The following is a 22,124-nucleotide window of genomic DNA, read 5'->3' as shown; positions in this document are numbered from 1 at the left end:
TGCGGAAAGCGAAGTCTTGCACGGAAACCAACAGCGGGGTTAAGTAGCCATCACTTTAATAAAACAATCAAGGTAAATGAAAATAATGTCTTCAGAGGAGAGCAACCACTACTACATAACGAACAAAGGGGGATTCATATGACTGCATCTAAAACATTCATAGATACACTCAATGAAACAAAAGAAAGAATAAGCGCCGGCGGACAGCCGAAATATCATGAAAAATTAAAGGAACAAAACAAAATGTTTGTTCGTGATCGTCTTCAGCTATTATTTGACAATGGAGATTATCAGGAAGACGGGATGTTTGCAAACAATAAAGCTGATGACTTGCCTGCAGACGGAGTGGTGACAGCCATCGGTAAAGTGGGCGGACAAACGGTCTGTGTCATGGCGAATGACTCTACAGTAAAAGCAGGCTCTTGGGGTGCCCGGACTGTTGAGAAGATTATTCGTATCCAGGAAACTGCTTTACGTTTGCAAGTCCCTATCTTTTATTTAGTGGATTCTGCGGGAGCACGTATTACCGATCAACTCGAAATGTTTCCTAATCGCAGAGGGGCAGGGAAGATTTTCCACAATCAAGTGAAGATGTCAGGCATGGTCCCTCAGGTTTGTATACTTTTTGGACCATCGGCAGCAGGGGGAGCCTATATTCCTGCTTTCTGTGATATCGTCATCATGGTTGATGGAAATGCTTCCATGTACCTCGGCTCTCCTCGTATGGCAGAAAAGGTAATTGGGGAAAAAGTGACGCTTGAAGAAATGGGCGGAGCAAGAATGCACTGCTCAGTGAGCGGCTGTGGTGACCTGTTGGCAGCTTCAGAAGAAGAAGCAATTGAAGAAGCCAAAAGATACTTGAGTTATTTCCCGGCGAACTATAAAGAGAAGCCTCCCGTTCAAGAAGGGATGGCGCCGAAAACGGAAAAACTGTTGGAAGATATCATCCCGCAGCATCAAAATGCCCCATTTGATATGTATGAGGGTATAAACACACTGATTGACGAAGGCAGCTTCTTCGAAATGAAGAAATTGTTTGCGCCAGAGCTAATCACAGGATTTGGCCGTATGGACGGGAAAGTGGTAGGTATTATTGCTAATCAGCCAAAGGTAAAAGGCGGCGTTTTGTTCCACGATTCTGCTGATAAAGGGGCTAAGTTCATACAGCTGTGTGATGCTTTCCATATTCCTTTACTATTCCTAGCTGATGTTCCGGGCTTTATGATAGGAACAAAAGTTGAAAGAGCAGGGATTATCAGGCATGGAGCCAAGCTGATTGCGGCTATGAGTTCTGCGACTGTACCGAAAATTTCTGTTATTGTAAGAAAAGCATACGGAGCAGGATTATACGCTATGGCTGGTCCGGCTTTCGACCCGGATGTGTGTATTGCACTTCCGACTGCACAGATTGCCGTAATGGGACCGGAAGCAGCAGTGAATGCAGTCTATTCGAATAAAATTCAGGCAATTGAAGATCCAAAAGAAAGAATTAAATATGTTCAAGAGAAACAACAAGAATATAAAGAGCATATCGATATCTATAAATTGGCTTCAGAACTAATCGTTGATGAAATAACTGCCCCTAATGAGCTGCGTTCTGTACTGATAGAACGTTTTAAATTATATGCGACGAAAGAAGTCCAGTTCAGTGAAAGAAAGCACCCGGTATATCCGGTTTAATAACGTTAGATGGCAGACTTGTTCCTGACTTTTTTCGGGAACAAGTCTTTTTTAGTCCATCATTCTTTTTACCCATAGTTTTCTGCTGGGGAAAAATTTGCTAAACTATGAATAGTACATATCATTTCGCTTTTTGAAGGAGTAGTCATGAAGATAGGAATTATTGGAGGAGGGGCGATCGGGCTTCTTTTCTCCCATTATTTAAGTGAAAAGTTTGATGTCACACTTCTAGTTAAAAGAAATGAACAATTGCAGGAGGTTAACCGTCAAGGTGTCGACCTTAAAAGGGGTGATAGTTCGAACACTGCTTTCTTTCATACCGAAAGGCTCACAGAAAGCAGAATGGAGTTTGATTTAACCATCATCGCAGTTAAGGAATATAACCTTGACTCGGTTATTACACACTTGATTGATACGAATCCTCAAATTCCTCTGGTCTTCTTACAGAATGGTATCGGGCATTTAGAGCGGGTGAAAAAGCTCCCTCATCATACTCTCCTGGCGGGTTCTGTAGAACATGGAGCGACTAAAGAAAATGATCACTCAGTGATTCATCTGGGGATAGGCAAGACAAATCTTGCTTTTATTAGAGGAGAATCGAGTAGAATAGAAGAATTATTAATACAACATATAGATCATTTTCCATTCCTTCTTCAAGACGACTATGAAAAAATGTTGTTAAAAAAACTATTTGTAAATGTCTTGATTAATCCCCTTACCTCAATTGCTGGAGTAAAGAATGGAAGATTACCGGAAAATCCACACTTCCTTCATATCCAACATAAGTTATTCGAAGAACTGCAAATCCTTTTTCCTCACATGAAGGATCACATTCACTTCCAGGAAATATTGGACATTTGTTACTGCACATCAGCTAATCGTTCATCCATGCTGAAAGACATTGAAGAACACAGAAAGACAGAAATTGAAACCATTTTAGGAGCCTTATTGATAAAGGCTGAACAAGAAAACCATTTTGTACCCATCATGAAAACACTTTACGAATTAGTTAAAGGAATTGAAAGAGAAGGTCAGGGGGGGTAAAATGGCTTCCATTTTTTCCACGGTCATTGCCATATTTGTCATTATTCCATTCTTGGGATATTTCATCAGTTTTATCATTGCAAAGGAAGTGATGAAGAATCACCGGAAAGCTGTGCATGCTGCAATTGATGTGACAACGTTTTTACTTATGGTTTCCGTCCATTTTATTGTGCTTGCGATTTGGGATACTTCATATTTATGGTTGATATTTTTATGTGTTTGCTGCGTAGGCTTAATATTTGCTGTTTTATATTGGAGGGCGAAGGGAGAAATTCATTATCCAAAGCTGTTAAGAGGGGTATGGAGAATAAATTTTCTTCTGTTTTTCGCGGCTTATATTGCATTGATGATCACGGGATTGATCCTACGAATAATAGAGCTGAACTAGTCTTCTCACGCAGGCAGTTTTTTTCCTTTTCAGTTAGTGAAATGTTATACTCTTCGTTAGGAAATATAGAGCTAGAAAAGGAGTAGTAGTTCATATGGAATTGGAGAATCTGAACATTCCGGCAATCAACCAGTTTGCTTCACTTTATATAAAACAGAAAGAACCTGTGACTTCTTTTTTTCATTATAATATCAATCAGCCCGATGTGTATTCTAAAAGGCTGGATGATTTGAAAATTCGGGACTTTCCGCGTGAAGAGCTTGCTGGATGTATTGCTTCATATATGAAAGGCCTGCCATCTTCAAATGAAGTCGAGGAATCTTTAGCAAAACTAAAAGCCGGTGCAGTTACTGTTGTAGCAGGTCAGCAGGCAGGTTTGTTGACGGGTCCGTTATATACCATACATAAAATTATTTCAATCATCAAATTGGCACAGCAGCAGGAAAAAGCATTGAACCATCCTGTTGTTCCTGTATTCTGGATAGCCGGAGAAGATCATGATTATCAGGAAGTGAATCACATTTATTTGGAAAAAGGCAACAAAATGGAAAAGGCGGGTTATCCTGAACGAGTACTTGAAAAAAAGATGACGTCAGATATATCATTCGATAAAAATGTCATGAAGAAATGGGTGAAGGAAATCATCCAGACTCTCGGTGAAACCCGGCACACAAATAAACTTGCCTTTGAATTGAATAAAATGATTGATGTTCAGGATGATCTGGTCAGGTTCTTCGCTCATTTTGTAATGCAACTGTTCAAGGGATTCGGTTTATTGGTGATTGATTCTGCGTATCCATCATTAAGGAGTCTGGAAAAGAATCATTTTCATCATCTGATCGAAAGCAGTCAGAGTATTACAAATGCAGTACTCGAGCAGCAGGAAGAAATCAAAAGTAACGGTTTCCCCACACAACTGGACATATCTCCTGAAGCAGCGAATTTATTTATCAACGTAAAAAATGAACGTGCATTATTAGAAAGAGAAGGATTCGATTTCAAAGAAAAAAATACCGGGAGCAAAATCACGGGCAGGGAATTACTAATGATGCTTGAAAAGACGCCTGAAAGATTCAGCAACAATGTGGTGACAAGGCCAATGATGCAGGAATGGCTGTTTCCGACTCTTGCATTTATTGGTGGACCTGGTGAGATCGCCTATTGGGGTGAATTAAAAAAAGCATTCGACTATGTAGGATTGAAGATTCCTCCTGTCGTACCGAGATTGAGTATCACCTTGCTTGAAAGAGAAGTAGAGAAAAAACTAAACCTGCTCGATTTGTCATTGTCACAGATATTAATAGATGGTGTCAAAGAAGAACGCGAGAAATACTGGAATTCTATAAAAGTACCAACTTTAGAAAGAGAAATTGCCGAGCTTGAACAGTTGCTTCAGCAAAAATATAACCATATCCGAGATAAATCTGAACGGATCGACACGGGATTGAATCAGATAGTGGATAAGAACTTGTCCATTCACCTCCATCAATTTGATTACTTGAGGAAGAGGGCAGATAAGGCACTAAGGGATAAACATGACAAAACATTTTCAGACTTCGCTAAAGTGGAAAATTGTCTCCGTCCCAACAATGGGCCGCAGGAAAGAACCTGGAACACCCTTTATTTCCTGAATAAATATGGAGAAAGCTTCATTCAGGACCTGACCTCCCTCCCACTAGAATTTGATGGGACTCATAAGGTTGTTTATTTGTAACACAACATGACTTTACTTGCCTTTTTAAGACCAAATTATAAGATTTAAAACTGCGGTGTTTAACAGAAACAATTATTAAAGGACTTCTTTCGTAATAAAAGACGAAAGAAGTCCTTTTTGTGTGCTTAAAAGACAAATTATTCTTCCATTCACTGTCAGGAAAAGGGAGAAAAAGACTAAAAAAAGTTAAAGGAAATATTTTATAAATATTGAATTTAGAAAACAGTGGAGAAAAGTGGGGGGATGTGGTACATTTGTGATAGAAAGTGGGGGCAGTGCATATGTTCATGGGCGAATATCAACATAACATTGATAATAAAGGCCGTTTAATTGTGCCTGCCAAGTTCCGCGATCTACTCGGCGAGTCATTTGTCATCACCCGTGGATTGGACCAATGCTTATTCGGTTATCCAATGGATGAATGGCGGGCGCTCGAGGAAAAACTGAAAGCTTTACCACTTACAAAGAAAGATGCCCGAGCCTTTACGCGCTTCTTCTTTTCTGGAGCCACGGAAAGTGAATTGGACAAGACAGGGAGAATAAACATCCCTTCCACTCTTGTCAGCTACGCAAACCTGGATAAAGAATGCATCATCCTTGGAGTTTCCAATCGGATTGAGATTTGGAGTAAGGCTTTATGGGAAGACTACTTCACAGAGTCTGAAGATTCTTTTGCAGAACTTGCAGAGAATATGATAGGATTTGATATTTAACAAATCAAAAACGTTCGATTGGAAAGGTGACGTCAACATGTTTAAACATACAACAGTTTTATTGAAGGAAACGGTAGATGGATTGAATATTAAAGAAGACGGGGTTTATGTGGATTGTACGTTAGGCGGTGCAGGTCATAGTGAGTACCTGCTGAGCCAATTGTCTGAGAATGGACATCTCTATTGCTTCGACCAGGATGAAACCGCAATCAACCACGCTAGAGAAAAGCTTCTGCCCCATCAAGGAAAGGTAACTTTCGTTCAATCGAATTTCCGTCATTTGAAAGAAGAGCTTGAGCAGCTTGGAGTACATAGTGTCGATGGCATACTTTACGACCTTGGGGTATCTTCACCCCAGCTTGATACACCTGAAAGAGGCTTCAGCTACCATCATGATGCACCACTTGATATGAGAATGGATCTTGAAGCCGATATATCTGCGTTCGATGTGGTGAACCACTGGTCATATGAGGACCTTGTCCGTATCTTCTACCGGTATGGGGAAGAGAAATTTTCAAAGCAAATCGCGAGAAAGATTGAAGCAGCCCGCGAGTTGAAGCCGATTGAAACCACAGGAGAGCTGGTTGAATTGATAAAAGAAGGAATTCCTGCACCTGCCCGAAGAAAGGGAGGCCATCCTGCCAAAAGAGTGTTTCAGGCTATCCGGATTGCAGTGAATGATGAGCTCGGGGCATTTGAGGATTCTCTTGAGCAAGCGATAGACATGCTTGGAAAAGGCGGAAGGGTCAGCGTTATCACTTTCCACTCATTGGAAGACCGCATGTGTAAGACCATGTTTAAAGAGAAAGCCTCCGGACCTGATTTACCGCCGGGGCTGCCGATTATTCCAAAAGAATATGAACCATTATTAAAACTCGTTACAAGAAAGCCGATATTACCAAGCGAGGAAGAGCTCTCAGAAAATAATAGAGCCAGATCAGCAAAGTTAAGAATTGCAGAGAAAAATAAGTAGAGGCTATTTTTTGTTAGATTGTTGTTTTTCGAACGTTGTTTAAGAAGTTTGCATGGAGTGTGTGTACGTGCTCTTTTCGAACTCAAGCATTAACGGATAACAGATAGGACAGCGGAAAAATGATTTATATAAAATAGTATGAGAAAAGAGCCTAGATAAAAAAAGGAAATGGGAGGGAGAAAAAATGAGTAACTTAGCCAGAAACTATGAAAGACAGCAAGTCGAACAATCTAATCAATCTGTTCAGGTGAAGCCTCAGCCGCTTAGGAAAGAGCAGCGTTCTGTCATCACCCCCGGGGAAAAGATTCTTGTCGCAATCTTTGCAATGGTGTTTTGCTTCCTGGCTGTACAGATTGTACAGACTCAAGCAGCAATCTATGACGTGAACAAAGAAGTGCAAGTGATGGAAACAGCCGTTGAAAAGCAGGAAAAGGCGAATAATGACCTTAAACTTCAAATCAGTGAGTTAAGCACATACGAGCGTATTTTGGAAAAAGCAAAAGAACTTGGACTTAACTTAAAAGAAAAGAATGTGAAGGTTGTTGAACAATAATGAAAAAAAGACCAAGTATGAACATAGGGGCAGCCATCCTTTTCGGGATTTTCGGCTTGCTCTTTTTTGTATTAATGGTTCGCTTTATTACAATTCAAGTAACAGGCGAGGCAGAGGGTAAAGTCCTTGCTTCGCAGGCTGCAGAAAAATATATTAAAAGCCGGATACTTGAAGCCCATAGAGGAACCATCTATGACCAAAAAGGGGAAGTGATAGCCGAAGACACTTCTGCCTACACTTTAGTGGCAGTCCTCAGCCCGACGGTGACAAGTGATCCAGAGAATCCTAAACATGTAACAGACCCTGAAAAGACGGCAAAAGAACTTTCTGGGTTCATAGACATGAAGGAAAGTGAAATTTATGAAAAATTAACGGCTGATGGTGCCTACCAGGTGGAGTTCGGTTCAGCCGGCCGTGCCCTCTCCCATCAATTGATGCTTGATATCAAGGAAGAAGAGCTTCCTGGCATTACATTCAGGAAAGAGGCCAAACGATTCTATCCCAATGGAACATTCGCTTCCCATTTGATCGGCTTTGCCCAGAAGACGGCTAATGATGATGGCGAGTCTGTTACAACAGGTAAAATGGGAATAGAAAAGAGCTTTAATGACATCCTGAGTGGAAAAAACGGTTCTGTTGAATATAAAAGTGACGTGTGGGGATATCTTCTCCCTAACTCAGAAGAGCATGTCACGCCTCCGCAGGATGGGAAGGATATTTATCTGACTATTGATAAGAAAATCCAGACGTTCCTGGAAGAAGCAATGAATCAAGTACAAAAGCAGTATAAACCTAAGCAGATGTTTGCGATTGTAGCGGATCCCAAAACAGGAAAAATCCTTGCAATGACCCAGCGCCCTACATTCCACCCTGATACAAGGGTGGGGCTTATGGATAACTGGACAAATACTATCGTAGAAGAAACGATAGAACCGGGATCTACCATGAAATCCTTCTCACTTGCAGCAGCAGTGAATGAAGGGAAGTTCAACCCCAACGAAGCATACCAATCAGGAACTTATAAAGTAGAGAAAGTCCCTAACCCCATACGTGATCATAATGGAGGTGAGGGATGGGGATCGATTTCTTTCCTTGAAGGAGTACAGCGGTCATCCAATGTAGCTTTCGCTTATCTGCTTGACCGGATCGGTTTCGAGAAATTTGAAGGATATTTACATGATTTCGGTTTCGGGGAACCGACAAACGTCGGCCTCCCGCATGAGGCATCGGGCTCGATTCTTTATCATTATCCAATTGAAAAATATACAACCATCTTTGGCCAGGGTACAACTGTCACCCCGCTGCAAATGATTCAGGCAGAATCTGCGATTGCGAATGACGGAAAAATGATGAAGCCTTATGTCATTTCGAAGGTGGTTGATCCGAATACAAAAGAGGTTGTGAAAGAAACAAAACCTCAAGTAGCCGGGACTCCCATTTCAAAGGAAACTGCGGAGAAGACAAGAAAATACTTAGAATCAACTGTCACTTCGGAAAACGGCACAGGTACCAGGTTTGCAATTGAAGGCTACAGCGTTGCAGGAAAATCTGGAACTGCACAAATTCCCGACCCTGAAACCGGGGGATACAAGTATGGGAAAGAAAACTACCTCTTTTCCTTCATGGGAATGGCACCTGCGGATAATCCGCAGCTGATCGTCTATGTAGGGGTGCAGGAACCAGAATTGAAAGTGACTGAGATCGGGTCGGATCCTGTATCGGATATCTTTAAACCAGTCATGCAGAACAGTTTGAAATACTTAAATATTAAACCGCAGGAAAAAGTGAATCTTAAACAAGAACAAATTCCTGATCTGACCGGGATGGGTGTTGAAAAAGCAAAGTCAGAAATAGAAAAATCAGGGGCCCAACCTGTAGTGGTGGGTAACGGTTCAGAAGTAATCAGACAGTTGCCGCAGGCAGGCAGTGAAATGCTTGAAGGTGGAAAAGTGATTCTCAGAACGGACGGAGACATTACGATCCCGGATATGAAGGGCTGGTCGATAAGAGACGTTTTCAAAGTAGCAAATATTGCCGGTCTCAGAATCAATATGGTCGGGAATGGATTTGCGGTCAGTCAGAACATTCAGCCAGATACACCTGTAAAGGAATCTGAACCTCTCGTAGTAAACTTTAAAACCCCTGAAGAAGAGCTGCAGAAGAAAAAAGAAGAGGAAGCCTCCGAAGACTCTGAACAAGAAAGACCATTGAATTAGTAGTGAACTTATGAAGGATGGACGTTTCTGTGTGGTCACTCCATACTCACTTGGCGGAATGGCAAGGAGAAGGAGAACACACGGAAGAGTCATCCTTTTCTTTTTGCTGCTGAATCCTCTTCAAATAAAGAAATACATACCCGTGTGTGTCCAAGCATATAATGGAACGAGCCATAGAAGGGGAGGTCCATTTGTGAAAAGAGTATCGAACGTTACGGTTAGAAAAAGGTTAGCGGTTGCTCTGATAGTGGGAGTATTGATATTTTCTATCATTGATTTGAGGCTTGGGTATGTGCAGTTTTTCATGGGGGATATGCTGACAAGCCGTGCCAAAGATTCGTGGAGCCGGAATATCCCTTTTCAGCCTGAGCGGGGGAAAATAGTAGACCGGAATGGGGTGGAGTTAGCGGGCAATCAAAGTGCCCCGACCATTTTTGTTGTTCCAAGACAAATAACCGACCCCCAAGAAACCGCGGAGAAACTGGCCCCCGTTCTTAATATTTCAGTAGAAACTGCATATAAATATGTAACACAGCAGGCAAGTATGGTTTTGATAAAGGAAGCGAGAAAAATATCATATGAAAAAGCGAAGGAAGTCACAGATTTAAACCTTAAAGGAGTGTACCTTGGAGAGGACTCCAAGAGGTATTATCCTTATGGAAGCTATCTGTCTCATGTGCTTGGATTTGCTGGCATCGATAATCAGGGACTGATGGGACTTGAACTGTCATACGATGAGGAGCTGACAGGTGATAAGGGGTACGTGAAGTTTTTCTCAGATGCCAAAGGCAAGCGGATGGGGGATATGGCAGACGATTTTGATGATCCGGAGAATGGTCTGGATCTAAAGCTGACGATCGATACGAAGGTTCAGACAATTGTAGAAAGGGAGCTGGACATCGCTCAGGCCACCTATAACCCTGATGGAATGATCGCCATTGCGATGAATCCAAAGAATGGTGAAATCTTAGCGATGGCAAGCCGCCCTACATTTGATCCTGCAAATTTCCGAAATGTCCCGCAGGAAATTTATAACCGCAATCTTCCCATCTGGAGTACGTATGAGCCAGGATCAACCTTTAAGATTATCACTTTGGCAGCTGCCCTTGAAGAAAATAAGGTTGATTTGTACAAAGAAAAGTTTCATGATTCCGGTCACGTCGAAGTAGCTGGATCTACACTTCACTGCTGGAAAAGAGGGGGCCATGGGACCCAGACCTTCCTTCAGGTTGTACAGAACTCCTGCAACCCCGGATTTGTGGAGCTTGGGGAAAGACTCGGCAAGGAAACATTGTTCAAATACATCAAAGACTTTGGATTCGGTCAAAAAACAGGGATCGATCTTCAAGGTGAAGGTAAAGGGATTCTATTCAATATAGACCGTGTCGGTCCGGTTGAACAAGCGACAACTGCTTTCGGCCAGGGTGTTGCAGTAACCCCTATCCAGCAGGTGGCAGCCGTCTCTGCCGCTGTCAATGGGGGGATCCTGTATCAGCCATATATTGCGAAAGAGCTTATCGACCCCGAAACAAATGAAGTCGTTATGAGAAAGTCACCTCAAGTGAAGAAAAGAGTGATCTCTGAAGAAACATCCAAACAAATACGGGAAGCACTTGAAAGTGTGGTCGCACAAGGAACAGGAGGAAAGGCTTTCGTGGATGGCTACCGGGTTGGCGGTAAAACAGGAACTGCCCAGAAAGCCAAGGATGGAAAGTATTTGGAGAATAATCATATCGTTTCATTTATGGGTGTCGCCCCTGCCGACGATCCAGAGATAGTCGTTTATGTAGCAGTGGATAATCCGAAAGGTACCGTCCAATTTGGCGGGGTAGTAGCTGCTCCTATTGCCGGCAGTATAATAGGAGATAGTTTAGAAGCATTGGGAGTGCCAAAGAGAAAAGAACAAATCGAGAAAAAAATGAATTGGGATGACATCCCGATGATCGAAACCCCGGATTTGATCGGATTGTCGAAAAAAGAGCTGCAGCAGCAATTGGTCAATCTAAACCTTGACATCAGCGGCAGCGGAGAAAAGGTAGTAAATCAGTCGCCCGATCCAGGAGTGAAAATAAAGCAGGGGTCAACGGTACGAGTATATTTATCTGAATAAAGACAAGGGGGTGCTTTCTTTGATGGGTTTATCATCCATTTGCGTTTTAGCAGAAAAGAAAGCCCCCTTTTTACTGAAGTTCGTTTTCTACTGGAAATCATCGATCTTATGAAAATTAAGAACTAAGTTAAAAGGTTGATAGCTTTCAAGTCTGTTTTTATGTAAAATATAAAAAGGTTGCTTTCTACCTGTGAGGAGTTGAAATGATGAGATTGCACACTTTGCTGGAAGTACTTCCGTTTTATAAAGTACATGGTGAAGGAAATCCGGCTATTTCAAACATCGCTAATCACCATAAGAAAGTAAGGGATGGTGACTTATTTATCTGCATTCAAGGACTAGAGGTTGATAGCCACTCCCTTGCCCAAGTTGCAGAGAAGAATGGTGCAGCTGCTATTCTTGCAGAAAGGAAAGTGGATGTTCACATACCCGTCATACTTGTACCGGACACTAAAAAAGCCATGGCTGTGCTATCGGATTATTTTTATAAACAGCCTTCACATCAATTATTGTTGGTGGGTGTGACCGGCACGAACGGTAAGACGACAACCACCCATCTGATCGATCAGGTTTTTACCGGCAACGGAATGAAGACCGGCCTCATCGGTACGATGCATATTAAAGCGGGCGACGAGCTTGAGGTCAGTCATAATACCACGCCGGACAGTCTGACCCTGCAGCAGACATTTTACCGATTTTGCCAGAAAGGGATTACTTCTGCAATCATGGAAGTTTCTTCGCATGCCCTGGATCAGGGAAGGGTGCATGGATGTGATTACGATATTGCTGTATTCACAAATCTTTCGCAGGACCATTTGGATTACCATCGCTCCATGGATGAGTATCGGAATGCGAAAGGCTTATTGTTCTCACAATTAGGAAATACTTATTTTAAAAAATCACCTAAATATGCCATTATCAATATGGATGATGATTCCGCTGACTATTTTATCAGATCTACAGCAGCGCATGTTTTCACATACGGCTTAACAAATGAAGCAGATTTTTATGCTAAGGATTTACAGTTGAAATCTTCGGAATCTTCCTTTAAGCTGGTGAGTCCGTTCGGGGAAAAGGATATGGTCCTGAGCCTGGCGGGAAAGTTCAATGTATACAACGCATTAGCTGCAATTGCTGCAGCTTCGGCTGCCGGCATCCCCATCGAACAAAGTGTTAATTCCCTTGAGAAAGCGCAGGGGGTCAGAGGGAGATTTGAAACAGTCGCTTCAGGGCAGTCTTTCTCTGTGATCGTTGACTATGCTCATACGCCGGACGGTCTAAAAAACGTTCTTGAAACCATTCAATCCATTGCAGAAGGCAATATTATCGTTGTCGTCGGATGCGGAGGGGACAGAGATAAAATCAAGCGTCCTATCATGGCTGAAATCGCTTGTGATTACGGTGATTTTGCAATCTTCACTTCTGATAATCCCCGTACTGAAAATCCGATGGAAATATTGAAGGATATGGAAGCCGGGGTTGTCGGCAAACAGTATAAGTTGATTTCCGATCGAAAAGACGCAATAAAAGAAGCTATCCTTCTCGCAAAAGAAGGAGACATAGTGCTCATTGCCGGCAAAGGGCATGAAACCTACCAAATAATCGGTCATGATGTGTATGAGTTTGATGACCGTGAAGTTGCAAGACAAATCATAAGGGAGATGTAGTCATGCTCTTTTATGATGATGTTAAGAAGTTGTTTCCGGATACACGGGGAGTCGGTCTCCCGGGGATAGGATTCCATAAGGTTTCTTCCTTACCGGATGTAAGATTGGAAAGGGGCTTATATATTCCATTGGAGTCTCATGCAAAGCTTTTTGAGAGCATCAATAATGGTGCGGTCGCTTCACTTTGGGATGGAAGTGAAAAGGTCCCTTTATTCGTACCGAATCATTTTCCATTGTTTATCGTGGAGGATGTTCATTCAGCTTATAGTGAACTTATACAATTTTACAAACAAAAAAACAATCTAGAAAAGTGGGAAATTATGACGAAGTTTATATGTAATAGTGAATCTGATTTAATCAAAACAGTTGATGCAGAGTTTTTGGAAGTTTTAAACGCGAAGAAGAAAGGAGGGGAATGAAGTGCTGGAACAAGTTATCTTTTTTACTATCATAATGGCATTTCTGATCACTGTGCTTCTGGCACCGATCTTTATTCCCTTCTTAAGAAGATTGAAGTTTGGTCAGAGTATTCGGGATGAAGGTCCTGAGTCACACCAAAAGAAAACAGGGACTCCCACGATGGGGGGCATTGTATTCCTGCTATCAATCATCATCACGACCTTTGTGATGACAGGGAAATATTCAGAACCTGGTCCTGAGACATATTTATTGCTTCTCGTTACAGTCGGATTTGGTTTGCTCGGATTTCTTGATGACTTCATTAAAGTTGTCATGAAGCGAAACTTGGGATTGACCTCCAAACAGAAACTTTTGGGACAGATCGTGATCTCGGTTATTTTCTATTTCATCTTTAAACAAAACGACTTCCCTACGACTGTATCGATACCATTGACGGACGTATCATTCGACCTTGGATGGTTTTATGTATTGTTTATCATTATCTGGCTTGTCGGCTTCTCTAATGCCGTGAATCTTACAGACGGATTGGATGGTCTGGTATCCGGTACTTCTGCTATTGCATTCGGTGCCTTGGCAGTGCTTGCCTGGAATCAGGGTCAATATGATGTAGCGATCTTCGGAGTAGCTGTAGTAGGGGCAGTCCTTGGCTTTTTGGTATTTAACGCTCATCCTGCCAAAGTATTTATGGGTGATACAGGTTCACTGGCTCTCGGGGGCGCGATTGCAACGATTGCCATCTTAACGAAATTAGAGATTATCCTGATACTGATCGGCGGAGTCTTTGTCATCGAAACACTGTCAGTTATTTTACAAGTTGCTTCTTTTAAAACGACTGGAAAACGAATCTTCAAAATGAGCCCTCTTCACCATCACTACGAACTTGTCGGGTGGTCCGAATGGAGAGTCGTCGTTACATTTTGGACGGTTGGTTTGCTTTTTGCTGTATTAGGAATCTATATCGAGGTGTGGTTATAATTGAAAAAAAATACGAAGTTCAAACATAAAAAAGTTCTTGTATTAGGGTTGGCAAAGAGCGGGGTAAGTGCCGCTTCATTACTACATAAGCTCGAAGCTTTTGTCACAGTGAATGATCAGAAGCCTTTAGTGGAAAATCCCGAAGCGCAGGGTCTGCTGCAGGAAGGGATCAAAGTCATTTGCGGAAGCCATCCGATCGAGTTGTTGGACGAAGGTTTTGAATATGTTGTCAAGAACCCGGGAATCCCCTATCATAATCCTTTAATCAAAAGGGCGGTTGAAAAAGGGATCCCCGTCCTTACCGAGGTGGAGCTTGCTTATTTAGTTTCAGAAGCAGAAATGATAGGCATCACCGGGACGAATGGGAAAACGACCACTACCACTTTGCTGTATGAAATCCTGAATGAAGACAGACAGCAGCCCCTGATTGCCGGGAATATCGGAACAGTGGCATCAGAAGTGGCCCAAACAGCTAAAAAAGACGAAAAAATGGTGGTGGAATTATCCTCCTTCCAGCTAATGGGGATCGAGGAATTCTCCCCTCATATCGCGATCATCACGAATTTATATGATGCACACCTGGATTACCACGGTAATATCGGGGAGTATTGGAATGCTAAAGCCAATATTACAAAGAATCAAACCGAAAAAGATTATTTGATCATCAATCATGATCAGGAGCATCTTCTGAGCACCGTCAAATTCACCAAGGCATCCATCATTCCTTTTTCCACTACACGGGAAGTGGAAGGCGGGGCTTTTATAAAAGATGGGGGAATCTATTTTAAGCACGAACGCATCGGTGAATTATCCGATGTTGTATTACCAGGAGCCCACAACCTTGAAAATATTCTTTGCGCAGTCGCAGCTTCAAAATTATATGGAGTCTCAAATGAGAGTATCATGAATGTTCTTAAAACGTTTACGGGCGTGAAGCACCGCACTCAATTTGTTAAAGAACTTGATGGAAGAAAATTTTATAACGATTCCAAAGCTACAAACATTTTGGCGACGAAAAGTGCTCTTAATGCTTTTAATGGGCCTACTATTTTATTGGCAGGAGGATTGGACAGGGGGAACTCTTTTGATGATCTTATCCCTCATTTGAAAAATGTGAAGATCCTGATTACATTTGGTGAAACGGCTGATAAATTACAGCAAACCGGTCAAAAGGCAGGGTTACAAACCATCATACGTGTCGATAATGTTGAGAAGGCAGTGCCCGCCGCTTATGATAACTCGGAAGCTGGTGATGTGATCCTGTTATCTCCTGCATGTGCAAGCTGGGATCAATATCGAACTTTTGAAGAACGCGGTGACATTTTTATTAAAGCGGTGCATAACCTTTAATAAGGGCTTGTCATTAAAAAGCAAAATTACTTACAACCAGAAAGGCAATCTACGAAATTGAACAGTATGTATTGCTTGGAGCGGCTCAAATACGTCTATTCGAGGTGTTAAGATTGCCTTTAAAAAAATCGACTCCCGATTTTATCCTTATTATCGTCACCCTTACACTTTTGTCTGTGGGGCTGATTATGGTTTACAGTGCAAGTGCGGTATGGGCGGATTATAAATTTGATGATTCATTTTTCTTTGCAAAGAGACAATTGCTCTTTGCAGCTGTCGGGGTCTTTGCCATGTTTTTCATTATGAATGTGGAATATTGGACCTGGAAAAACTGGGCGAAAGTCCTTATCATCATCTGTTTTATTCTGCTTGTGCTGGTTTTGATACCTGGAATCGGTGTTCTCAGAAATGGGTCCAGGAGCTGGATTGGAGTCGGGGCATTTTCCATTCAGCCTTCAGAATTCATGAAACTGGCTATGATTGCGTTCCTGGCTAAATACTTATCTGAGAATCAGAAGTATATCACCTCCTTCAGAAAAGGAGTGCTGCCTTCTTTGCTGTTGGTTTTTTCAGCGTTTGGCATGATCATGCTCCAGCCTGATTTAGGGACAGGTACCGTAATGGTAGGCACATGTGTGGTGATGATCTTCATTTCCGGGGCCAGGGTCATGCATTTTGCTTGGCTCGGGATTGCCGGATTGGCAGGATTCAGTGCATTGGTTCTTTCGGCACCTTACAGGATAAAACGAATCACATCGTTCCTTGATCCCTGGGAGGATCCATTGAACAGCGGTTTTCAAATCATTCAATCACTGTATGCAATCGGTCCTGGAGGACTATTTGGGTTGGGGTTGGGTGAAAGCAGACAGAAATTCTTCTATCTTCCTGAACCCCAGAATGATTTTATTTTTGCTATATTGGCAGAGGAATTGGGTTTTATCGGCGGGACATTTGTACTTCTGCTATTTTCACTGATATTGTGGCGGGGGGTGCGCATTGCACTCGGTGCACCTGATTTATTTGGAAGTTTCCTGGCTGTCGGAATCGTGTCGATGATCGCGATTCAAGTCATGATCAATGTCGGGGTTGTCACAGGTTTGATGCCAGTAACGGGTATCACGCTTCCATTCCTCAGCTACGGCGGATCTTCATTGACCCTCATGCTCATGGCTGTTGGGGTTCTTCTAAATATCAGTCGATATTCAAGACATTAACAACAAATAAGGTTGGCTTCATCATTTATTCAATAATATCTTCCCTCGAATCAAAGTTGGGAAGGGTCTGAATGTATGATAGGAAGTCAATCTTTTTTGTTGTCTTTTTTATGCTGTTATTATTCGGTTAGAAAATAAGTGTTGCCATTTTAACTTGTTCCAGCTGTTGATTGGAGTGCAAGACGCTGCGGGAAAAGCGAGACAGGTGAGACCTGTCCAGCTGCAGGGCTTAGAGGCACATGTCATAAGCCAAACCGACCAAGAAGGCAAAGAACGCCTTCATGGCCGATTTGTCTTATGCCACCCGCCTCTGAGCAAAGCCCCTCCGCTTTTCTTATTGTCCAGCTCCAGCGGCTAGAGGCTCGAGACATAAGCCATGCCATCCAAAAAGGCAAAAAGCGCATTTGTGGCTGCCCTGTCTTATGCTATTCGCCTCTGAGCAAGCCGCCTACGCTTTTCTAACCCGCAGGAGCGCAGCGACGAGGAGGCTCACCGGCCGCCCGCGGAAAGCGAAGTGTTGCACGGAATCGGGCAGCGGCAATAAGAGGTATCTTTACATAGAGTGAAAAAAGCACTATTAAGCAAATTTTATTGAAATAACAATAGGATATTTGAAGGTTAGATGTTACAATTAATTACATAAATGCAACGTGTGAAAGGGTTTTGGTTTTCTATAATATAGGAGGTAATATTACTTTTTTTAACCAAAACTTTTACAATTCAATGACATCCTTTCATAACATGGAATTCGTGTTTAGAATAGAGGGAAAGAGTGTAATATACAAGATGTTGTTCTCTTTTTCGATTCCATGGAATGTACATAAAAGATCATTTGAGATTTTCATTATGTTTGATGTAGTTAAGGGAATGTAACTTGACCTTTCAAAATGATAACCGTCCTATTCTCTTTCACAATACATTGCCTTCACACTGACATAGAAGGTAACTCATATAAGAGTACTTTCATTTTAAGGCGTGACGAACCATGCCCCATAAATACGAAATGAAATTGAGGAAAACGTAATGAGAAAAGAAAATGTTGTTTCCATTGAAGAAAGAATTCCCAAACTGAAACAGCACAGAAAAAAGAAAGCCAACAGAAGGCTGCTATTTTTACTGGCACTTTTTCTGGTTATGATCCTATCTGTCATTTATTTTCAGTCACCTCTCAGTCATGTGAAAACAACAGAGGTCAAGGGAAATGAACTCGTCTCCAGTGAAACGATTGTTTCAGAAAGTAAAATCAAACCGGGAATGAATGTCTGGAGCGTCAATAAGAATGAAACGGCTGAACGATTAAAAAAACTTCCCGAGATAGAGAGTGCAGAGGTCAAATTGTCTTTTCCAAATTCCTTTGTGATAGAAGTGAATGAATTAGGCAAAAAAGCTTATCTCTTAAAAGATAATAAGTTTCTGATCATCTTGGAAAACGGCAAGGTTCTGAATAAAGGAACTGAATCCATTCCTGTAGACGCTCCTCTCCTAAGAGGATTCGAAGAGGATAAGACACTGAAGAAGATGATTTCAGAACTTGGGGAACTTCCAAAAGAGGTTCAGCATCTGATATCGGAAATAAATTTGGTGCCAAAGAAAACGGATCAATACCATTTAACGTTATTTATGAATGACGGTTATGAGGTAAGTGCGACGATTCGGACATTTTCAGAAAAAATGGAGCATTACCCTTCGATTGTCAGTCAATTGGACCCATCCAAAAAAGGGATCATTGATTTGGAGGTAGGCTCTTATTTCAGAGCATATGAAACCGAAGAAGAAGCAGGAAGTGAAGCAGAAGAGCAGGGAGAAGGAGATGATGGGGATGAAAGTGAAGGGTAAACATGTTATCCTCTCTCTCGTAGGCTTAGTGCTTGGTTTCATCCTTGCTTTTTCTTATAGTCTTGCCAATTCAGAAGAAGCCGGACAGGGAAAACGCAGTAACGGACAATGGAAACAGGAAGAAGAGCTTAGAGATCAGATCCTCTCGCAGCAGCAGAAGAATAATACTCTTCAGGAACAGCTCTATGAGAAACAGGAAAAAGTAGTCAATATGGAAAAGGAATTCTCTAAAGAAAAGCAAATTTATTTCAATCTTGCAGAAGAAGCAGAGAAGTACCGCATGTTCTTAGGGAAAACAAAAGTCAAAGGTCCGGGAGTGAAAGTGAAGCTTTCTGATGCTGACTATAAACCTAATGAAGATAACGCAAACAATTATATTGTTCATGAACACCACATTTTCAAGGTGATAAATGAATTGTATATTGCCGGAGCTTCTGCAGTTGCCATAAACGGACAGAGGCTGAAACATGATTCATACGTACTGTGTCATGGACCGGTCATACAAATCGACGGGATTGAATATCCGGCTCCGTTTGAAATCACAGCCATAGGGGATCCGGAGGTACTCTCTTCCGCCATGAATATTACAGGTGGGGTAAAAGATCAATTGGTAAATGAGAATATTGAATTCTCTCTGGAAAAGAAAACGGATATCGTTCTGGAACCACTGATCGGTGAATCATAAAGTTTGCACTCCAATAAAAGGATAGTGGTTGGAAAGCAAGGTGAAGGGGAATGGACAACAAGCTTAAAGCGAGTTTTACGGTTATCACCATCATCATCGGTTTCATGATTGCCATTCAATTCCAGACAGTCAAGGAACCTGTTGTCCGTGATACGAGAGACATTTGGGAATTAAGAGATGCACTTCTAAAAGAGAAAGAATTGAATTCGAATCTGCTTGAGGAAATGCGAGCTGTGGAAGAGAAACTTGAGACCTATGAAACAGAGAGAAAGGCAAGTCCCGAGCAGGCTCTGAAAGAAACGTTAGAAGAACTGAAAACAGAAGCAGGATTAACCGAGAAAAACGGAACAGGCTTGATTCTAACGATAGAACCTGCCATGGAAGATATTCTGCTGGGTGAAAAAGTACATAGCGTATCCCCGCAGCTCCTCGAACGGTTAGTCAATGAATTAAATCAATATGAAGCGATGGATATCTCGATAGATGGACATCGATTAATCAATACTTCGGTTATCCGGGACATAAACGGGGAAACAAATGTAGACGGATACTCCATCACCAAAATCCCGTTTGAAGTCAGAGTATTGACAAAGGATCTTGAAACGGCTCAAAAATTGTATAATCGGATGCAGGTGTCACAATCTGTAGAGGATTTCTTTATCGATAATCTCAGGGTTTCCATATCCAAACCGTTGGAGGAAGTGGCTTTACCGGCATATGATGATACAATCCGTGTCCGCCATATGGAACCTGTCAGTGAAAGAGGAGGTAACGGATAATATGTGGCTTCCCGTTTTAGGGTTGCTAGTAGGGGTCATACTCGGCCTTCTTACAGATATTAGAATTCCAGATGAATACTCGAACTATTTATCGATTGCAGTTCTGGCAGCCTTGGATACGCTGTTTGGCGGAATCCGTGCTCACCTCCAAAATATTTACGATGATAAAGTCTTTGTTTCGGGATTCTTTTTTAATATTTTACTAGCAGCAAGTTTAGCTTTTCTAGGGGTCCATCTTGGTGTAGACTTATATTTGGCAGCTGTTTTTGCTTTTGGAGTGCGATTATTCCAAAACATAGCAGTTATTAGACGGATACTCATAAGCAATTGGACTACTAATCAAGAAAAAAGAGAAAAAAATTAGAATTTTAAAAGGGAATCGTTTTTGTTACGACGAATATCTTAATTAAGATATACTTAGAATTGAGACTATCTAGGGTTGTTGTTCCCATAAACATTCTTTAAGGAGGTGCCATAGAGTGAACAGCAATGAAATTTACGTTAGCCTAGACATCGGTACATCCACAGTGAAAGTGATCATTGGTGAAATGTCAAATGATTCCTTGAACATTATCGGTGTAGGAAATGTAGAATCAGAAGGAATCAGAAAGGGTTCCATCGTAGATATAGACGAAACTGTTCAAACAATCAAGAAGGCAGTTGAGCAAGCAGAAAGAATGGTCGGTTTATCCATAAGCCAGGTCATCGTCGGAATTACAGGAAATCATGTTTCACTTCAAAATTGTCACGGTGTGGTAGCCGTTTCAAGTGAGAATCGTGAAATAGGGGATGAAGACGTCCTGAGGGTGATGGATGCAGCCCAAGTGGTTTCCATCCCGCCTGAAAGAGAAATCATCAATGTAATCCCGAGACAGTTCATAGTTGACGGACTGGATGAAATCACAGACCCGAGGGGCATGATCGGTGTCCGACTTGAAATGGAAGGCACCATCATTACAGGATCTAAGACGATTTTACATAATACTTTGCGTTGTGTAGAAAAAGCAGGGCTCGAAATTGTGGATATTGTTCTGCAGCCGCTGGCAGCAGGATCGGTCGCCCTTTCTAAAGATGAAAAAAATCTTGGGGCTGCACTGATTGATATCGGCGGCGGTTCTACGACGATTGCTGTATTTGAACAAGGTCATTTAAAGGCCACTACTGTTTTACCTGTAGGGGGAGAACATATTACAAAGGATTTATCCATCGGACTCCGGACCTCAACCGAGGATGCCGAAAAGATAAAGACAAAATATGGACATGCTTTTTATGATCATGCTTCAGAAGATGAAGTTTTCAGTGTCCCAATTATAGGAAGCGATCAACATCAACAATTTAATCAATTAGAAATTTCTGATATCATAGAAGCAAGGCTTGAAGAGATACTTGATCTTATCAGTCATGAACTGAAGAGAATGGGTATCAGGGACCTGCCTGGCGGATATGTATTAACTGGTGGTGTAGTAAATCTGCCAGGTGTGTTAGAATTAGCACAAATTGTATTCCAAAATCGAGTTCGTGTAGCTATTCCGGATTATATCGGGGTAAGAGAGCCACAGTATACGACAGCTGTCGGATTGATAAAGTATGCTCAGAAGAATGCCAGATTACAAGGGAAAAGCGTAAGTGCTGAACCTGTACCGGTTGATGCATCTGAGAAGAGGCAGCAGTCGAAACAAACGAATAAGAAGCCGAAACCAGCAAAAGTAACAGAAGAAACACATGAAGATGATAAGGCGATGTCAAAAGTGAAAAAGTTCTTTGGATACTTCTTTGAATAAATAAGGAATCCATTGATTCGACGAGT

The 22,124-nt window shown here is 41.9% G+C and carries 19 protein-coding genes; all 19 read left to right on the top strand.

Annotated elements, in window-relative coordinates; translation table 11 throughout:
• Positions 1-138 precede the first annotated feature (138 nt).
• The 19 genes from ACXAFV_RS18410 to ftsA all read left to right on the top strand — a co-directional run bounded on the left by ACXAFV_RS18410 (position 139) and on the right by ftsA (position 22,098).
• Positions 139-1,680: an acyl-CoA carboxylase subunit beta gene (locus ACXAFV_RS18410; RefSeq protein ID WP_475128607.1), complete on the top strand. Its 1,542-nt coding sequence runs from the start codon at positions 139-141 to the stop codon at positions 1,678-1,680.
• Positions 1,681-1,827: 147 nt separating this feature from the next.
• A complete protein-coding gene (locus ACXAFV_RS18405) occupies positions 1,828-2,724 on the top strand; it encodes a 2-dehydropantoate 2-reductase (RefSeq protein ID WP_475128606.1) in 897 nt (298 codons plus the stop codon).
• 1 nt (position 2,725) lies between these two features.
• Positions 2,726-3,112, top strand: coding sequence for a DUF3397 domain-containing protein (locus ACXAFV_RS18400; protein ID WP_475128604.1), 387 nt, complete (start codon positions 2,726-2,728; stop codon positions 3,110-3,112).
• 94 nt (positions 3,113-3,206) lie between these two features.
• Entirely contained in the window at positions 3,207-4,826 is a 1,620-nt protein-coding gene (gene bshC / locus ACXAFV_RS18395; RefSeq protein WP_475128602.1) for a bacillithiol biosynthesis cysteine-adding enzyme BshC, read from the top strand.
• Between the two features lie 281 nt (positions 4,827-5,107).
• Complete coding sequence (gene mraZ, locus ACXAFV_RS18390; RefSeq protein ID WP_475128599.1) at positions 5,108-5,539, top strand: division/cell wall cluster transcriptional repressor MraZ; 432 nt, start codon at positions 5,108-5,110, stop codon at positions 5,537-5,539.
• Between the two features lie 37 nt (positions 5,540-5,576).
• Positions 5,577-6,512, top strand: coding sequence for a 16S rRNA (cytosine(1402)-N(4))-methyltransferase RsmH (gene rsmH, locus ACXAFV_RS18385; protein WP_475128597.1), 936 nt, complete (start codon positions 5,577-5,579; stop codon positions 6,510-6,512).
• 184 nt (positions 6,513-6,696) lie between these two features.
• A complete protein-coding gene (gene ftsL, locus ACXAFV_RS18380; RefSeq protein ID WP_475128595.1) occupies positions 6,697-7,065 on the top strand; it encodes a cell division protein FtsL in 369 nt (122 codons plus the stop codon).
• Complete coding sequence (locus tag ACXAFV_RS18375) at positions 7,065-9,281, top strand: penicillin-binding protein (protein WP_475128593.1); 2,217 nt, start codon at positions 7,065-7,067, stop codon at positions 9,279-9,281. Before ftsL ends, ACXAFV_RS18375 begins: the two co-directional genes overlap by 1 nt.
• A 193-nt stretch (positions 9,282-9,474) precedes the next feature.
• Positions 9,475-11,391, top strand: coding sequence for a stage V sporulation protein D (locus ACXAFV_RS18370; protein WP_475128592.1), 1,917 nt, complete (start codon positions 9,475-9,477; stop codon positions 11,389-11,391).
• Between the two features lie 206 nt (positions 11,392-11,597).
• On the top strand, positions 11,598-13,058 hold the full coding sequence (locus ACXAFV_RS18365) for a UDP-N-acetylmuramoyl-L-alanyl-D-glutamate--2,6-diaminopimelate ligase (protein ID WP_475128591.1): 1,461 nt from the start codon (positions 11,598-11,600) through the stop codon (positions 13,056-13,058).
• Positions 13,059-13,060: 2 nt separating this feature from the next.
• Positions 13,061-13,477, top strand: coding sequence for a hypothetical protein (locus ACXAFV_RS18360; protein WP_475128590.1), 417 nt, complete (start codon positions 13,061-13,063; stop codon positions 13,475-13,477).
• A gap of 1 nt (position 13,478) precedes the next feature.
• On the top strand, positions 13,479-14,453 hold the full coding sequence (gene mraY / locus ACXAFV_RS18355) for a phospho-N-acetylmuramoyl-pentapeptide-transferase (RefSeq protein WP_475128588.1): 975 nt from the start codon (positions 13,479-13,481) through the stop codon (positions 14,451-14,453).
• Positions 14,454-15,803 (top strand): UDP-N-acetylmuramoyl-L-alanine--D-glutamate ligase, encoded by a 1,350-nt coding sequence (murD, locus tag ACXAFV_RS18350; protein ID WP_475128586.1) that lies wholly within the window; start codon positions 14,454-14,456, stop codon positions 15,801-15,803.
• Positions 15,804-15,916: 113 nt separating this feature from the next.
• Positions 15,917-17,017 carry a stage V sporulation protein E gene (spoVE, locus tag ACXAFV_RS18345; protein WP_475128584.1) on the top strand — a complete coding sequence of 367 codons (1,101 nt, stop codon included), beginning with the start codon at positions 15,917-15,919 and terminating at the stop codon, positions 17,015-17,017.
• A gap of 1,023 nt (positions 17,018-18,040) precedes the next feature.
• Positions 18,041-18,853, top strand: a complete 813-nt coding sequence (locus ACXAFV_RS18340) for a cell division protein FtsQ/DivIB (protein ID WP_475128582.1) — start codon at positions 18,041-18,043, stop codon at positions 18,851-18,853.
• A complete protein-coding gene (locus ACXAFV_RS18335) occupies positions 18,831-19,538 on the top strand; it encodes a DUF881 domain-containing protein (RefSeq protein ID WP_475128985.1) in 708 nt (235 codons plus the stop codon). Before ACXAFV_RS18340 ends, ACXAFV_RS18335 begins: the two co-directional genes overlap by 23 nt.
• Before the next feature lie 50 nt (positions 19,539-19,588).
• Complete coding sequence (locus tag ACXAFV_RS18330; RefSeq protein WP_475128581.1) at positions 19,589-20,317, top strand: DUF881 domain-containing protein; 729 nt, start codon at positions 19,589-19,591, stop codon at positions 20,315-20,317.
• Position 20,318: 1 nt separating this feature from the next.
• Complete coding sequence (locus tag ACXAFV_RS18325; RefSeq protein WP_175988837.1) at positions 20,319-20,681, top strand: small basic family protein; 363 nt, start codon at positions 20,319-20,321, stop codon at positions 20,679-20,681.
• A gap of 115 nt (positions 20,682-20,796) precedes the next feature.
• Positions 20,797-22,098: a cell division protein FtsA gene (ftsA, locus tag ACXAFV_RS18320; RefSeq protein ID WP_475128578.1), complete on the top strand. Its 1,302-nt coding sequence runs from the start codon at positions 20,797-20,799 to the stop codon at positions 22,096-22,098.
• Positions 22,099-22,124 lie beyond the last annotated feature (26 nt).

It is taken from the genome of Rossellomorea sp. ABR4_012, from assembly GCF_056159545.1.
The sequence above is the reverse complement of the archived record's forward strand: the minus strand, read 5'-3'. Positions and strand labels throughout refer to the sequence as shown.

Excerpts from the sequence above, each read along its gene's own strand:
- ACXAFV_RS18410 (WP_475128607.1), top strand. The coding sequence starts at position 139 with ATGACTGCATCTAAAACATTCATAGATACACTCAATGAAACAAAAGAA.
- ACXAFV_RS18405 (WP_475128606.1), top strand. The coding sequence starts at position 1,828 with ATGAAGATAGGAATTATTGGAGGAGGGGCGATCGGGCTTCTTTTCTCC.
- ACXAFV_RS18400 (WP_475128604.1), top strand. The coding sequence starts at position 2,726 with ATGGCTTCCATTTTTTCCACGGTCATTGCCATATTTGTCATTATTCCA.
- bshC (WP_475128602.1), top strand. The coding sequence starts at position 3,207 with ATGGAATTGGAGAATCTGAACATTCCGGCAATCAACCAGTTTGCTTCA.
- mraZ (WP_475128599.1), top strand. The coding sequence starts at position 5,108 with ATGTTCATGGGCGAATATCAACATAACATTGATAATAAAGGCCGTTTA.
- rsmH (WP_475128597.1), top strand. The coding sequence starts at position 5,577 with ATGTTTAAACATACAACAGTTTTATTGAAGGAAACGGTAGATGGATTG.
- ftsL (WP_475128595.1), top strand. The coding sequence starts at position 6,697 with ATGAGTAACTTAGCCAGAAACTATGAAAGACAGCAAGTCGAACAATCT.
- ACXAFV_RS18375 (WP_475128593.1), top strand. The coding sequence starts at position 7,065 with ATGAAAAAAAGACCAAGTATGAACATAGGGGCAGCCATCCTTTTCGGG.
- ACXAFV_RS18365 (WP_475128591.1), top strand. The coding sequence starts at position 11,598 with ATGAGATTGCACACTTTGCTGGAAGTACTTCCGTTTTATAAAGTACAT.
- ACXAFV_RS18360 (WP_475128590.1), top strand. The coding sequence starts at position 13,061 with ATGCTCTTTTATGATGATGTTAAGAAGTTGTTTCCGGATACACGGGGA.
- ACXAFV_RS18340 (WP_475128582.1), top strand. The coding sequence starts at position 18,041 with ATGAGAAAAGAAAATGTTGTTTCCATTGAAGAAAGAATTCCCAAACTG.
- ACXAFV_RS18335 (WP_475128985.1), top strand. The coding sequence starts at position 18,831 with ATGGGGATGAAAGTGAAGGGTAAACATGTTATCCTCTCTCTCGTAGGC.
- ACXAFV_RS18330 (WP_475128581.1), top strand. The coding sequence starts at position 19,589 with ATGGACAACAAGCTTAAAGCGAGTTTTACGGTTATCACCATCATCATC.
- ACXAFV_RS18325 (WP_175988837.1), top strand. The coding sequence starts at position 20,319 with ATGTGGCTTCCCGTTTTAGGGTTGCTAGTAGGGGTCATACTCGGCCTT.